The organism is Salinibacter pepae (assembly GCF_947077775.1).
GTDB lineage: Bacteria > Bacteroidota > Rhodothermia > Rhodothermales > Salinibacteraceae > Salinibacter > Salinibacter pepae.
In genome coordinates this window covers 756,576-770,816 of the sequence record NZ_CAMTTE010000001.1, presented here as the reverse complement: position 1 = coordinate 770,816, position 14,241 = coordinate 756,576, and the positions used below count along the sequence as shown (strand labels likewise).

At 67.7% G+C, this 14,241-nt stretch carries 9 protein-coding genes; 1 reads left to right on the top strand and 8 read right to left on the bottom strand.

The genetic code is table 11. The annotated features are described in order from the left end of the window. Positions 1 to 3: 3 nt before the first annotated feature. The 3 genes from OJA40_RS03340 to OJA40_RS03330 form a co-directional block, all read right to left on the bottom strand. Positions 4 to 927 carry an alkaline phosphatase family protein gene (locus OJA40_RS03340; protein WP_263808845.1) on the bottom strand — a complete coding sequence of 308 codons (924 nt, stop codon included), beginning with the start codon at positions 925 to 927 and terminating at the stop codon, positions 4 to 6. Between the two features lie 92 nt (positions 928 to 1,019). Further along, a complete protein-coding gene (locus OJA40_RS03335; protein ID WP_208425769.1) occupies positions 1,020 to 2,279 on the bottom strand; it encodes a glycosyltransferase in 1,260 nt (419 codons plus the stop codon). A gap of 160 nt (positions 2,280 to 2,439) precedes the next feature. After that, positions 2,440 to 5,124 carry a cation-translocating P-type ATPase gene (locus tag OJA40_RS03330; protein WP_263809935.1) on the bottom strand — a complete coding sequence of 895 codons (2,685 nt, stop codon included), beginning with the start codon at positions 5,122 to 5,124 and terminating at the stop codon, positions 2,440 to 2,442. 602 nt (positions 5,125 to 5,726) lie between these two features. Between OJA40_RS03330 and OJA40_RS03325 the strand changes: the two genes are divergently transcribed. Then, complete coding sequence (locus OJA40_RS03325; RefSeq protein ID WP_263809934.1) at positions 5,727 to 6,383, top strand: phosphatase PAP2 family protein; 657 nt, start codon at positions 5,727 to 5,729, stop codon at positions 6,381 to 6,383. On the opposite strand, the gene OJA40_RS03320 is transcribed toward OJA40_RS03325, so the two are convergent. The 5 genes from OJA40_RS03320 to ppsA form a co-directional block, all read right to left on the bottom strand. After that, on the bottom strand, positions 6,380 to 8,179 hold the full coding sequence (locus OJA40_RS03320) for an SLC13 family permease (protein WP_208425766.1): 1,800 nt from the start codon (positions 8,177 to 8,179) through the stop codon (positions 6,380 to 6,382). The genes OJA40_RS03325 and OJA40_RS03320 overlap by 4 nt on opposite strands. 173 nt (positions 8,180 to 8,352) lie before the next feature. Beyond that, entirely contained in the window at positions 8,353 to 9,084 is a 732-nt protein-coding gene (locus OJA40_RS03315; protein ID WP_263808842.1) for an ABC transporter ATP-binding protein, read from the bottom strand. Then, the gene (locus OJA40_RS03310) at positions 9,077 to 10,339 is read right to left on the bottom strand and encodes an ABC transporter permease (RefSeq protein WP_263808841.1); all 1,263 of its coding nucleotides are present in this window, start codon (positions 10,337 to 10,339) and stop codon (positions 9,077 to 9,079) included. Before OJA40_RS03310 ends, OJA40_RS03315 begins: the two co-directional genes overlap by 8 nt. Continuing rightward, positions 10,339 to 11,559 (bottom strand): efflux RND transporter periplasmic adaptor subunit, encoded by a 1,221-nt coding sequence (locus tag OJA40_RS03305; protein ID WP_263809933.1) that lies wholly within the window; start codon positions 11,557 to 11,559, stop codon positions 10,339 to 10,341. The genes OJA40_RS03310 and OJA40_RS03305 overlap by 1 nt, the downstream gene beginning before the upstream one ends. A 284-nt stretch (positions 11,560 to 11,843) precedes the next feature. Then, positions 11,844 to 14,240: a phosphoenolpyruvate synthase gene (gene ppsA / locus OJA40_RS03300; RefSeq protein WP_263809932.1), complete on the bottom strand. Its 2,397-nt coding sequence runs from the start codon at positions 14,238 to 14,240 to the stop codon at positions 11,844 to 11,846. Position 14,241 lies beyond the last annotated feature (1 nt).

Below are 14,241 nucleotides of genomic sequence, written 5' to 3'. Positions count from 1 at the left end.
ACGTCACCGGCCGTCGAGTCCGGTCCGGAACGCCGCGACGATGCCGGGGGTCACGTCGGCCAGCGTGTGGGCATCGGCCAGGTGCGGCGCGGCCCATCCGCAGGCCAGAAGCGGCACGGGGTTGCGGGTGTGCTGGGTGTGGCGGGTGTCCTCTAGGTTGCCGTGGTCACTCGTCACGACGAGGGTGTCCTGGGTGGGGTCGAGGAGCTCGAGCAACCGCCCCAGGAAGCGGTTCAGTCGCTCCAAGAGCACGCCCGGGGCGAGGTCAATTCGGCGGTGCCCCACCTTGTCCGTGTGGAAGAACTCGAACAGCGTGAGCACGTGACTGCGGTGGGTGTCGAACAGTGCCTGGGCAGTGTCGGCGGGGGTGCGGGGGGACACGTCGAGCTGGAGCGCGTCCCGCCACCCCTCCGCCGTCAGGTCGGCGGGCACGGCCCGGCGGGCCCGCAGGGCCTCCTGGTCGCGAAGCGGCACGCCGGCCCCCGCGCAGCAGCGCGTCGTGACGGTCCACCGCCGCGACGGGGCCTCGAAGAACTGGGGCGGAAACGCGTTCGCGAACGCGACGCCCCCGTCGGGGACCGCGGGCAAGGCCTGGACGCGATGGAAGAGGTTCTCGTGGTCCAGCACGTCGTGGGTGGCGGAGTGAGGGTACGGCCCGAAGTGGCGCCCCACCCGCTCGGCACAGTTCACGCCGGTGAAGAGGGTCGCCTGTCCGGTGCCGCTCTGGGGCAGTCCGTCCATCCCCAGTGTGGCGTCGAGGGGGCGGACGACGCGGTTGGGGGCGGCCCGCTTGGGGAGCCCCCGAACCCAGGGCGCCCCGCCGGCCAGCCGCCGAAAGGCCGCGCCGGCGTCGTTCGAGAGCGGGTTTTCCGGTCCGGCCGGGCCCAGCCCGATCCCATCCAGAAAGACGAATAGAATCCGCTTCACAACACCAGTGCCTGGTCCCTGAAAAGATCACTGCCTCCGTTACGCGGGACCGGCGTGGGGCGAGACGGGTTCCATTGCCGCCCCTGGAGGGGTCAATCGTTCAGCCGGTAGAGCGTCTCGAAGCCGCCGAAGAGATCGAGGTAGTCCTCCAGCATGTGCGGGAGCAGAAACCGCTCGCGGACGGTCGCTCGGGCCTTCATGCCGAGCGTCTCTCGGAGGCCGGGATTCCGAATGAGCTCCACGATCCGTGCGGCCGCCTCGTCGATCGAGTCGACCAGAAAGCCATTCTCACCATCCTCGATCTGGTGGCGAATGCCGCCCACGTTGCCGCCGACGACGGCGCTGCCCTTCCACATCGCCTCGGTAACGGTGAGCCCGAACCCCTCGCGGAGCGACTTCTGCAGCACGACGGCCGCGCGCCGCTGCAGCGCGTTGACGAGGGCCGTGTCCTCTACGCTCAAGATGCGAATGCGCTCGGTTTCCTCGTCGAGGAGCGACTCGTACACCTCCTTGCCCTCCGGGTCGTCGGTGGCCACGTTGCCGAGCAGCACGAGCGTTGCGTCGACCTCCTCGTGGGCCTTCTTAAAGGCCTCGATCACGCCCTCGGGGTCCTTCCACCGGTCGAACCGCGAGATCTGGACCACGAGCGGCTGGTCCCGTGGAATGTCGTAGTGGGCAAGGCGCTCGTTGATCTCGGCCTCGCTCAGCTCCTTGTTCTTAATCGCGAAGGGATCGATCGCGGGCGTAATCGTGCGCTGCGGCGTGTCGAGCGACTGCGTGTACGCGTCGAGGCTCACCACCACGCCGTCGTAGTGCTCGATGAACGACTGCAGGTAGCGCCACAGCTCGCGGTCGGGGGCCGACAGGTCCACGTGACACTGCCAGATCCACGGGCCATTCCGGTGGTAGTGCTGGATCAGGGGCAGCGGCTGGGGGTCGTGGACGACCACCATGTTGTGCCGGTCCAGGTGGGTACGGACTGCGTTCTTGTAGACAATGTCTTCGTAGTGCTTCTTCTTCAGGTCGGTCAGGTGGATCGAGCCGCCCTGCAGGGCATTGTGCATCTTCTTGGTGATGCTGAAGAAGTCGGGCGCCCCCTGGATGACGCGCCAGCCCGTGGTGATGCCCACGTTGTTCATCAGCAGCGTGAGGTCGTCGAGCAGCTCGGCCACGCCCCCGCCGTAGAACGTGGAGTTGACGTGGACCACGTGGAGGTGCTGCAGGGCCTCGGCCTTCTCGTAGATGCGCTCAATCCGCTCCCGATCCAGGAAGCGGGTGTAGTCGTCCAGCTGGACGGTGCGGCGGGTGTCGCGGTGGGCGAGGTCGAGGTCTTGGGAGGCGCTGGGCGGCATGTCGGAGATGGGAACGGGCGGGCATGAAGCGCGAGGAGCGGCACGTGAGGCGTGAAGAGTGAGCCTGTGATTGACGTCTTCACGCATCATGTTTCACGCATCACAGGTGCGTAGAGGGCAGCATGGCATGATGCTGTCGCGGGACGTATGTCGGAAGGCACTACGCCGAGGACCTCCAGAGGGCCCGCCAGCCCAGGTACGCCTGTCCCAGAACGAGCGGCACGACGCTCGCGCCCCCAATCAAGAGCCAGCCGTTGAGGCCCGGCGGCACCACCGACAGGACGGTCGCCAGCGGCGTCCAGTAGACGGCCAGCAGGAGCAACCCGAGACACAGGGCGAGCGCCCCCCACACGTGGGGCGTGCGTGAGATTTCGTTGTCGAGGAGGCCGCTCTCTGGGCGTCGCATGTTGAAGACGTGTAGCAGCCGGCTGATGGAGAGCGTGAGGAACGAGACGGTGACCGCCTGGTCGACGGGCATCCCGACCCCCTGCAGGGCGGCGAGGAAGGCGCCGAGGATCGTAAGGGCGATGACGACGCCGTAGCCGCCGATGAGGCCCCAGTGATACGGCGTCACCACTGCCTCTTCTGGGTCGCGCGGCGGCCGGTCCATCACCGCCCCGGTGCCGCGTCCCACGCCCAGGGCCAGAGCGGGAAAAACGTCGTTCAGGACGTTCAGGTAGAGAATCTGTAGGGGGAGGAGGGGGAGCGGAAAGCCGACCCCGGCGGCCGCTCCTACGGCCAGGATTTCCCCCACGTTGCCGGAGAGGAGGTAGACGACAAACTTGCGGATGTTGTCGAAAATGATCCGGCCCTGCCTGATGGCCGCCACGATGGAGGACAAGGCATCGTCCTGCAGAACCATGTCCGCCGCCTCGCGGGCCACGTCCGTGCCGCGCTGCCCCATTGCGACCCCAATGTCGGCGCTGCGGAGGGCGGGAGCGTCGTTCACGCCGTCGCCCGTCATGGCCACCACCTGCCCGGACGCCTGGTACAGGTCGACCAGGTCGAGCTTCTGTTTCGGGGTCACCCGTGCGAAGACGGCGGCCCGGAGCAGGCGGGCCCGGTCGGCCTCGTCCAGGGCCTCGATCGATGCGAACGTCCTCCCCTGCTCTACGGCGTGATCGTTCATCCGCAGCCCCACGGCCCCGGCAATGGTGCGGGCCGTCTCCGGATGGTCACCCGTGACCATGACGACGCGGATGCCGGCCTCCTGACACCGTTCAATCACAGGGCGCACGTCCTCGCGCGGCGGGTCCAGGAGCCCGACCAGCCCGAGCAGGCCCAGCCCCTCGTACGGGGAGGCCTCGGCGTCGCCCACGGTCTTTTGGGCGAGGGCGAGCACGCGCAGGCCGTCTTGGGCGAGGGCGTCGCTTTTTTCAAGCCACTCTGCGCGTCCGTCTGGATCGAGGGGCCGAGAACCGTCCTCGGTGTGCACGCGGTCGCAGGCCTCAAGGACGGCCTCGGGCGCCCCCTTCACCGCCACCCGGAGCGCCGCCTCTTTCTCGTGGTAGGTCGCCATCATCTTCGTCTCCCGGTTGAACTCGACCGTCCGGACGACCGGAGTGTCCTCGAGAAGGGCCTCGCGGGGCCGCCCGGCCTGTGCCCCGAGCTGCAGGAGGGCCACCTCCAGCGGGTCCCCGCGGTGCTGATCGGGGGCGCCCGGGGACCACTCGGCGCCGTTGCAGAGGACGCCCACGTCGATGGCGTCGCGGAGGCACCCCGGTGTGTCCTCAGGAAGCGGCTCCAGGTCTACCGTCTCGCCCGCGAGTACCATGCGGCGCGCGGTCATCCGGTTTTCGGTGAGGGTGCCGGTCTTGTCGGTGCAAATGAGCGTGGTGGCCCCGAGCGTCTCGACGGCGGAGAGGCGGCGGATGTACGCGTTGCGCCGGAGCATGACCCACATGCCGTGGGCCAGTGCGACGGTGGCGACGATGGGCAGGCCCTCGGGAATGGCCGCCACCGCGAGGGCGATCCCCGTTTCGACCATCAGAAGCAGGTCGCGGCCGGCCAGCAGGCCCGTGCCGGCGACGGCCCCGGCGATGGCGAGGGTAAGCCACACGAGCCGCCGCCCCAGCTGGTCGAGCTTCTGCTCGAGCGGCGTGTCGTTCTGCCCGGCCGTCTCCACCATGGCGGAGATGGCCCCGAGTTCTGTCTCCATGCCCGTCCCCACCACGAGTCCCGTTCCGCGTCCCTTTGCGACCGCCGTGCCCTTGTAGGCCATGCTGTGCCGTTCGGCGAGGGGCGCGTCGGGGGCCACTGGGGCCGGGTCCTTGTCGACCGGCACCGACTCGCCGGTGAGGGCCGACTCGTCGACCTGTAGCCGGTCGGCGTCGATCAGCCGGAGGTCGGCGGGCACGAGGGCCCCGCCCCGGAGCTGCACAATGTCGCCCGGCACGAGCTCCTCGGCCGGGAGGGTCCGCTCCCGCCCGTCCCGGCGCACGCGGGCGGTCATCTGCCCGAGTTCCTGGAGGGCCTCCATCGACCGTACGGCCCGCCATTCGGTGAAAAAGCCGATGGCCGTGTTGAGGGCGAGCACGGCGGCGATGGCCAGCCCCTCGACGGTCTGCCCGAACAGGAACGAGACGCCCATCGCGGCGACCAGAAGCAGCACGACGAGGCTCTTGAACTGCTCCCACAGGATGGCCGCCACGCTCCGATGCTCAATCTCGCGCAGGCGGTTGGGCCCCTCCGCGTCCAGCCGCCGCTCGGCCCCCTCCGACGTGAGCCCGTCCGCCGTGCTTTCCAGTGCCGAAAGCACCGCTTCCGGCGCCGCGCTCCACGGCGCGGTCTTCGAAGCAGAGGCCGCATCCGTGGTCGGAGGCTCGGAAGCGACGGGGTCACTCATGGCAAAGGGGAACGGGGAAAAGCTCCGTGAGGCAAAGACGTGTCATTCGCGTCGCCCCCGACCGAACGTTCTCCGTTTACTGATCCGTGGATAGGCAGGGAAACACCATTCCCGATGCGCGGTGGACCGGGTGCTGCGTTATGCGGAACCGTCTTTAGAACCCCATTCACGCATCAGTAAATCGGCCGTGCGGTCCCCTACCACGCGATGCTACACCGGTCTAGCGAGACCCTGATCCAGGCCGCTCCGCCCACTCAGGCCGTGCGACAATGTCGGGATCCGGAGGATGACGCTGTTCGTCAACGAATGGGGCTCTTGCAAACCGTCGAACGGTCGCGCGGTGTAGAAAACGCAGTGACCTCCCCTCAGGAGGTGCCGTTTAGACTTGGAACCAGCATCCGTACCGTGCAAAAGATTCAGCGCATTTGGAGTTTCGCTACTGCACTGCGCGGCGAGAGGTCCCTCTGCCGCGTAGTTCTCCCCTCAACGATGGCCCGCGATCGCCTCTCCGGCCTCGCCTTCTGCGTCGGTCATGGAACGCAGCCTCCTCCTGAGCCGAGCGCCGGAGCCTCGTCCCGCACCACGCCTTCCCCCAGCTCTCGATGAAACGCGCCGCACGGGTCGCCTTGATCAGTGGAAGCGGATTCGTGACGCTGGCTGCGCTGTGGGTGTACGCACCCGCCTGGCGCCGCCTCGATGCTGCAGGCCTCCGCTGGGTACACGCGCGGACGCCCGCGGGGCTCGTCCCCTGGGCCGAGGCGCTCACGCACGCGGGCGGCCTGCCCGTCACGATCCCGATCGCAGTGGCGCTGGCGGGCGTCCTGTGGCGCCGCGCCCACCGGCCTGCGGCGGTCGTTTGGGGAGCCGGGTTCCTCGGGGGACAAATTGCGGTTCTGGGCCTAAAGCTGGTTTTTAACCGCACGCGACCGCACGCCCCCGACCTGCTGATGCAAAACCTTAGCTTTCCGAGCGGCCACGCCTTCACCGCCGTCGTGGTGTATGGGGCGTTGTTGTATGGGGGCTGGATCCGATGGAGCGCGCACTGGAGCCGAGGGCTGCTCGCGCTGGCCACCGGCCTGCTGATCCTGGCGACCGGGTGGAGCCGGCTCGTGCTGCGCGTCCACTACCCGACCGATGTGGTGGCCGGGCTCCTGCTGGGCATCGCGTGGCTGGCGCTTTTGTGGATGGCGTTGCACCGCTGGGGCGCGGTGGGGCCGGAGAAGCTCGCGGTCGGTGCACCGGAGCAGACAATGCTCTAGAGCCCCCAAAAAGCGACGATGCCGAGCGTCGTGACCACAGCCAGGAGGAGCTGAAGCGGGCCGCCGACGCGAACGTAGTCCCCAAAATCATACCCGCCGGGTCCGTAGACGAACAGGTTCGTCTGGTAGCCGACCGGGGACATGAACGCGGTGCTGGCGGCAAACGTGACCGTGAGGACGAATGCAAAGGGATTGGCCCCGAGGCGAGTCGCCACGTCCACCGCCACGGGCAGGAGGAGCACCACACTGGCCTGGTTGCTGATGAGGTTCGTCATGAGCGCCGTCAGCAGATAAAAGAGCCCCAGCACCAGGACGGTGGGCAGAACGTCGGCGCTCGACACCAGGAGCGCGCCCAGGAGTTCGGCCCCGCCGGTTTTGGACAGGGCCTTCCCCAGCGGAATGACGCCCGCGAGCAGGAAGATCACGTCCCACTGCACCGCCTCGTAGGCCTCGGCCGCCTTGACGACCCCGGTTGCGATCATGACGACGACCCCGCCGAGCGCCGCCACCATGATCGGCAGGACCCCGAACGCGGCCAGTCCTACCACCGCCAGGACGGTCCCGACCGCGAGGGGCAGCTTTGCCGAGCGGAAGCGCTGAAGCTCGAGCTCCCCCGCCACGAGCACGTTCGGGTCGTTCGCCAGCCGGTCGACGGTCTCGGCCTTCGACTCGATGAGGAGCACGTCGCCCGGCCGCAGCGCGAAGTCGGTGAGGCGCTCGTGGGCGATCTCGGCCCCGCGTCGGAGGGCGAGGACCGCCGCCCGATAGAAGTCCTGAAGCCCCGCCGACGCGATCGTTTCCCCGACGAGGTCCGACCCCGACGTGACGACGATCTCGACGAGCGTCTCGTCGGGCCCCAGGGTCTGCAGGTCCGCTTCCGTCGCCACGTCGGGCACGAGGTCGATTCCGTCCACGTCGAAGAGGGTGCGAAGCGCGTCCTCGGTGAGCCGGATCGTGAAGGCATCCCCGGCCTGGATCGTCGTCGAGAGCGGAGGCTCCCGCCGGTGCCCCCCGTCGCGAATGAGCTGGGTCACATTGGCCTCAAAGTCGACCCGGTCGAGCGCTTCCTCCAGCGCCTGTCCCACGAAGGGCGACTCGTCCCCGACGGTGACCTCCGTGAGAAAAACGTCTTGCCGCGTCGATTCCCGTTCGCTGCGGGGGATGACGTGAGACGGCGCGAGCCAGTACCCCACGGTAAGCAGGTAGAGGGCACAGGCCCCGAAAACGATGAGGCCGAGGTGCGTGAACTCAAACATCGAAAAGGACTGCCCGATGAGCTCCCCGGAAATGCTGCTGGCCAGCAGGTTGGTAGACGTGCCGATGAGCGTAAGCATGCCCCCCGCCATCGACGCGTAGGACAGCGGCAGGAGGAGCTTCGACGGCGAGGTGCGGTTCTCGTGGGCGAGGTCGCTTACCATCGGCAGCAGAATGGCGACCGCCGCGGTGTTGTTGATGATGCCTGAGAGCGGACCCGCGAGACCGATCGTCGCCCCGAGCTGCTTGTGGACGTTCGCGCCGGTGTAGGACGAAACGATGGATTGAATCCGCTGGATCACGCCGGTTCGGCGCACGCCCTCGCTCAAAATCATCATGGCGAGGATGGTAATGGTGGCGGCATTCGAGAAGCCGGACACCCCCTCGCTCGGCGAGATGCCCGTCCACGGCCTCAGCACCATGAGCGTCACCATGACGCCGAGGGCCGTCACGTCAACCGGCACCGGCTCCGTGACAAACAGGATCAGCGCCGCGAGAATGATCAGAAACACGAGAAGCGCGCCTGCGCTCACGGACGGCATGGACGAACCCCAAATTTTTGAGGGCGAAAGACGGCACCCAGGCAGATCAGACGATCGGAGAACCCGGTGCGTCCGTTCTCCCTGCGGGTCAAATGAATGAAGGGGCGGGGAAACGGACCCCGCTACCTCCGTGGCGGCAATGCGGAACGGCGGCCGGACAACCGAGCCCGATGCTACCCCTCGTTGCCGACAATGCGGCCGTCCTGGAGTTCGACGACGCGGTCGGCGTAGTCGGTAAGCTCGGGATCGTGGGTCACCATTAGGAAGGCGGTGCCCGTCTCGCGGTTGATGTCCCGCATCAAATCCATGACCGACCGTGAGGTCTCCGAATCGAGGCTGCCGGTTGGCTCGTCGGCCAGCACGACCGTCGGGTCGTTGGCGAAGGCGCGAACCGTGGCAACGCGTTGCTGCTGGCCCCCGGAGAGCTCGTTGACAGGGGTCTGGATCTTCTCCCCAAGGCCCACCATCTGAAGCATCTCGACGGCCCGGTCGTGGGCCGCCTCCTCATGCTCTTTCCCGCGGATGCGACACGGCATCAGGACGTTCTCGAGGACGTTGAAGTCGGAGAGGAGATGGTGAAACTGAAAGATAAACCCGATGTACTCCCGGCGGAGCTGTGCCCGCTCGTCTTCGTCGAGCGTCGAGGTCTCGCGGTCGTCGAGGAAGAGCCGCCCGGCGGTCGGGGTATCGAGGAGGCCGATGATGTTCAGCAGGGTTGTTTTGCCCGACCCACTCTTCCCCACCAGCACAGCAAAGTCGCCGGTCCGCAGCTTGAGATCGACACCGAACAGCACCTCCTCGTCGACCCCATTGGTATAAGTCTTCCGGATGTCGTCGAGGCGCAGAATTGCGTCCTCGGCTTCAGAGGTCGGTCCGGAGCGCTGTTCGTCGGTCACGTCATCCATTTTGAATCACCTCGATGGGATCGACGTCGGAGGCACGGAGTGCCGGCACCAGCGACGCGACGAAGCCAATGAGCACGGCCCCCACGACGGTGCCCGCGACCAGTTCGGGGCTGAGTTCGAACGGGAAGAGCGGCTCTGTGCGGCCGCTGGCGGTCGGTGGGCCTTCGATTTTCGACAGCAGCTTGACGGTCAGCGCCCCGACCGACGCCCCGAGAATGCCTCCCACCAGTGACAGCAAGGCGCCCTGCAGCGCGAAGACGGTCCGAATCTGGCGGCGGGTTGCGCCCATGGCCTTCAGGATGCCGATCTCCGGGAGCTTGTTGGTCACCAGCACAATCAGAATGCTGGCGATGGCGAAGGCGGCAGCGACGGCGGTAAAGAAGATAATCAGGTCGCTGGAGCGCCCTTGTCCTTCGAGGGCGCGCAGGAGCCGTTCGTTGTCGGCGATCCAGCTGGTGACCGCGTGGGGCACCTGACGTTGAAGCTGCTCGGCCACGCGATCGGCCTGAAAGACATTGTGGACCTCGACCCCGATGGCGTTGACCGACGCCCCGAGGCCGAACAGCGACTGGCCGTCTCCCAGCCGCATGAAGACCGCCGCATTGTCGACCCCGCCGAAGCCCGTGTCGAACAGGCCGACGATCCGCATGCTGCGGCCCGTGCCCGCCGATGTGGTCACCTGCAGGCGATCGCCCGTGTCCACGCCCATGGTTTCGGCCAGCTTGTATCCGATTGCGACTTCGCCGGGCCCGAGCTCGTAGAACCGTCCCTCGACGAGGTTTTTCTGAATCGGCACCAGGCGGTCGTAGCGGCGCGGCTCGATGCCGTAAAGGCGAACGGCCTCTCGTTTCTCGCCGCGGATGACGAACCCCTGGCCCTCGGCCGCCGGCGAGACGCCCTGAATCTCGGGACCGAACCGGTCTACGAGGCGGGTCCAGCGCGTCCAGTTGTCGATGGCGCCCTTCTGGCTGGTGAGCGTCGTCCGCTCGCCAAGGTAGAGCAGCCCGTCGTCGGGCGCGGCGGGCTGCTCTCGATTCCATAGCGCGAGCGGCTCCCGCTCGCGGGGCTCGATGAGAACGTGGGCGATGGCCCCGGTGGTCTCCTCCACGAGGTCCCGCTCCAGCCCGTCAATCAGGGCCGTCAGAAAGATGACGAGGATGACGCTCACCGACAGCACGACCAGCGTCAGGGCGGTCAGGCGCTTCGAGCGCACGAGCCCGCGCCAGGCGACGCTCCAGGAGAGGCGATCGGGCATCACGATCCGTCCCCCCCGGCCGGCGCGACGGCCTGGCCGATGTCAACTCGGGCGGCGTTTCGCAGGACGCGTGTCCCGGCCTCAATCCCTTCGAGGGCCATCCAGTCCTCCCCGCGAGCCCGGACGTCGACGGCCCGGCGGACGGCCTCGCCGCCCTCGGCCGTCAGCACGTAGGCCCCCATCGGGTCGCGGACGACGGCGTCGGTGGGGGCCGCCAGGGCCTCCTTGAGGCGGGCCACCTCGATGTTGGCGTCGACGGTCAGTCCGGGGAAGGCGCTGTCCGGCAGCGCGTCGGGAGCGAGGTGCACGCCCACGACGCCCCGGTCGGTCGCAATTTCGGGCCCGACCCGACGAACCGTCGCCGAGAAAGTGTTCTCGGGCATGGACGGAAACAGAAGCGTCGCCGGCTGACCGGACCTGAGACGGCCGAAGTAGTCCTCGTCGACCTCCGCGTAGATCTCTGCACTCGACATGTCGGCCATCCTGACGACGGTCTGGCCCGGGCTTGTGCGCTCTCCCTCCGTCGTCTTGACCGCCAGCACGAGTCCATCGAATGGTGCCCGAAGGGTCGTTTCGGCGAGGTCGTCCCGGGCGTGTTCGAGATCGACGTTTGCCTGCTCAAGCCGAGCACGGGCGGCACGAAGCTCCTCGGGGAGTGGACGCTCGCGAAGGCGGTCGAGCCGCGCCTCGGCGTTGTTGAGCCGGGCGCGGGCTTCTTTGGCGGCGGTGCGGGCCTGGTCGCGTTCCCGTTCGCTCACGATCTCCTCTTCGAACAGCGCCTCCGTATCCTTTCGCTCGCGCTCGGCCTGGGCGAGTTGCGCGGCGAACCGGTTGATCTCGGCTTGGGCCGCCCGGAGGTCCGCGTCGGTTGGGCCGCGCTTGACCTCCTGGAGCTCGCTGCGACGAATGTTGACACGCGCCCGGGCCTTTCGAACGGCCAGCTCGGCATCGTGCCGGTGGAGCTCGACCAGGCGGTCGCCCTCTTCGGCCCGCATTCCCTCCTCGGCGGCAACCCGCCGGACGGTTCCGGCCACGTCGACGCTCAGGTTGCTGGTGCGGGGCGCCTCGACCCGACCGGTGGCGACGTACACTTCAGCGACCGTCCGCTTTTGGACCCGAACCGTCTCGGCCGCCGTCGGCGACGCGGTGAGCCAGTACACCGTGATGCCGACCGCGGCAACGGCGACGATGCCCAGAAACCAGTACAGACGATCGGTCACAGGAACAGTGGGTCAGCGGCGAACCAGCCAAAATGAGGTGAGACGCAGATTGAGGGCCTCGTAGACCCCCCTTCCGCCGATTGCTTTTGTCGAAAAGGACCCGGGCAGACCATCACGGGGGCGATCGCCCGGTCGGCTCGATGCACCTCGCGCTCCGCGTCCCGGGGCCGAGGCGGAAGGGACGGGATGGGTTTGAGGGGGGCGTGATCGCCTCCCCGACGGCACCTACCGGTCCCCCCCCTCAATCCCCGCCCACGGCTTGGCGCCGAGCACGTCGTCGGGCGTCAGCCAACTGCGTCGCGCCTGGCCTGCTCGGCGCGGGCCACCTGCCGGATCACGTCGGCGACGCTGTCCGGAATCACGGAAATCGAGTCGATCCCCGCCTCGACCAGAACCTCCGCGAAGTCGGGATGATCACTGGGGGCCTGTCCGCAAATGCCGACGGGCCGATCCGACGCGTGCGCCCGCTCGATCAGATCCGCAACCATGCGGATGACCGACGGATTCCGTTCGTCGAAGAGGTCAGACAGCCGCTCCGCGTCGCGCCCCACCCCCAGCACGAGTTGCGTCAGGTCGTTGGTGCCGATCGAGAACCCGTCGAACCGTTCGGCAAATTCGTCGGCCTGGAGGACATTGGAGGGGATCTCGGCCATGACGTAGACTTCGAGGCCGTTCTCGCCGCGCTTGAGGCCGTTCTCGGCCATCACGTCGAGCACCCGGTCGGCCTCCGCGGGCGTGCGGCAGAAGGGGATCATGAGCACGACGTTCGTGAAGCCCATCGTCTCGCGCACCCGCTTGAGGGCCCGACACTCTAGGGCAAAGCCGTCCCGGTACTCGTCGCTGTAGTAGCGGGAGGCGCCGCGCCAGCCGAGCATCGGGTTCTCCTCGCGGGGCTCAAAGGCCTGTCCGCCGATGAGGTCGGCGTACTCGTTCGTCTTGAAGTCGCTGAGGCGCACGAGCACCGGGTGCGGATACTGCGTCGCAGCAATCGATCCGACTCCGCGCGACAAGTGGTCCACAAAATACTCGGTCTTGTCGTCGTAGCCCTGCGTTCGTTCCTCGATGCGGGCCCGGGCCGCCTCATCGTCCACCTGGTCGAAGGCCACGAGGGCCATCGGGTGCACCTCGATGACGTTGTTGACGAGGTATTCCATCCGGGTGAGCCCAATGCCCTCTGTCGGCAGCCGCCACCAGTTGAGCGCCGCCGCCGGACTGGCCACGTTGAGCATAATGCGGGTCTCCGTCTCCGGGAGCGCGCCCAGGTCGAGCTCCGTGGTGTCGTACTCCAGAAGGCCCTCGTAGACGTCCCCCTCGGTGCCTTCCACACACGAGAGCGTGACCTCCTGCCCGTCGGTGAGCGTCTCGGTCGCGTTCCCCGTGCCGATGACGGCCGGAATGCCGAGCTCTCGGCTCACGATGGCGGCGTGGGAGGTGCGGCCGCCGTGATTGGTGACAATGCCCGCGGCCTTTTTCAGGATGGGCCCCCAGTCCGGATCCGTCATGTCGGTGACCAGGATGCCCCCTTCCTCGAAGTTCTCGATCTCGTCCGCGCTGTGGATGAGCTGGACCTCGCCCTCGGCGATCGACTGGCCGATGCTGAGCCCCGTCACCAGTCGTTCGCCCGTCTCCTGCAGCCGGTACGTGCGCAGGACGCTCGCGGCCCGCTGCGACTGCACCGTCTCGGGCCGGGCCTGCAGGATGAACAGCGCCTCGGTCTCTCCGTCGCGTGCCCACTCGATGTCCATGGGGCGGTCGTAGTGCTCTTCGATTCGGGCGCCCCATCGGGCCAGCGTGAGGATCTCGTCGTCGGACAGGACGAAGGCATTCCGCTCTTCTTCAGTCGTTTCGACCGTTTTCGTGGGCTCTCCGTCCCTCTCGGCGTAGACGGTCTTTTTGGCCTTGTCGCCCCGCGTCTTGCCGACGATGGGCGTAAGCGCCTCGTCCTCCAAAAAGGGCTTGTAGACCGTGTACTGGTCCGGGTTGATCGATCCCTTCACCACGGTCTCCCCGAGCCCCCAGCCGGCGTTGATGATGGCGTTGTCGGGGAAGCCGCTCTCGGTGTCGATGGTAAACATTACACCTGCCTTGTCGGCCCGCACCATTTTCTGGAGGCCCACTGACAGGGCCACCTCCATGTGGTCGAAGCCCTGCTCCTCGCGGTACGTGATGGCCCGGTCGGTGAAGAGGGAGGCAAAGCAGTTTATGCAGGCGTCCAGCACCGCCTCGTCGCCCCGCACGTTGAGGAAGCTTGCCTGCTGCCCGGCGAAGCTGGCCTCGGGCAGGTCCTCGGCGGTGGCGCTGCTGCGGGCCGCCACGTCGATCGCGTCGGCGTCGTAGCCGGCACTGAGCGCGTGGTAGGCCGCCCGGACCGCGCTCGCCATCTCATTGGGAACGGTGCCGCCGCGGATCCGCTCGCGGATCGCCGCGCCCGTCTCGGCCAGCGATTGCTCGCCGGCCGAGAGCGCCGCCAGTTGCGCCCGGATCTCCGCCTCCAACCCGTTGGCGTCGAGGTAGTGCCAGTAGGCGTCGGCCGTCGTGGCAAAGCCGTCCGGCACGCGAATGCCCTCGTCCTTCAGCGCGCCAATCATTTCGCCGAGGGACGCATTTTTGCCCCCGACGAGCGGGACGTCGTCGTTGGTCAGCGTGTCGAAGCGGCGCACAAACGTGGGGGCGGGCGACATG

Bases quoted from the DNA above. Each gene is read 5' to 3' on its own strand.
- OJA40_RS03330 (WP_263809935.1), bottom strand. From the start codon at position 5,124: ATGAGTGACCCCGTCGCTTCCGAGCCTCCGACCACGGATGCGGCCTCT.
- ppsA (WP_263809932.1), bottom strand. From the start codon at position 14,240: ATGTCGCCCGCCCCCACGTTTGTGCGCCGCTTCGACACGCTGACCAAC.
- OJA40_RS03325 (WP_263809934.1), top strand. From the start codon at position 5,727: ATGAAACGCGCCGCACGGGTCGCCTTGATCAGTGGAAGCGGATTCGTG.
- OJA40_RS03315 (WP_263808842.1), bottom strand. From the start codon at position 9,084: ATGGATGACGTGACCGACGAACAGCGCTCCGGACCGACCTCTGAAGCC.
- OJA40_RS03310 (WP_263808841.1), bottom strand. From the start codon at position 10,339: ATGCCCGATCGCCTCTCCTGGAGCGTCGCCTGGCGCGGGCTCGTGCGC.
- OJA40_RS03335 (WP_208425769.1), bottom strand. From the start codon at position 2,279: ATGCCGCCCAGCGCCTCCCAAGACCTCGACCTCGCCCACCGCGACACC.
- OJA40_RS03320 (WP_208425766.1), bottom strand. From the start codon at position 8,179: ATGCCGTCCGTGAGCGCAGGCGCGCTTCTCGTGTTTCTGATCATTCTC.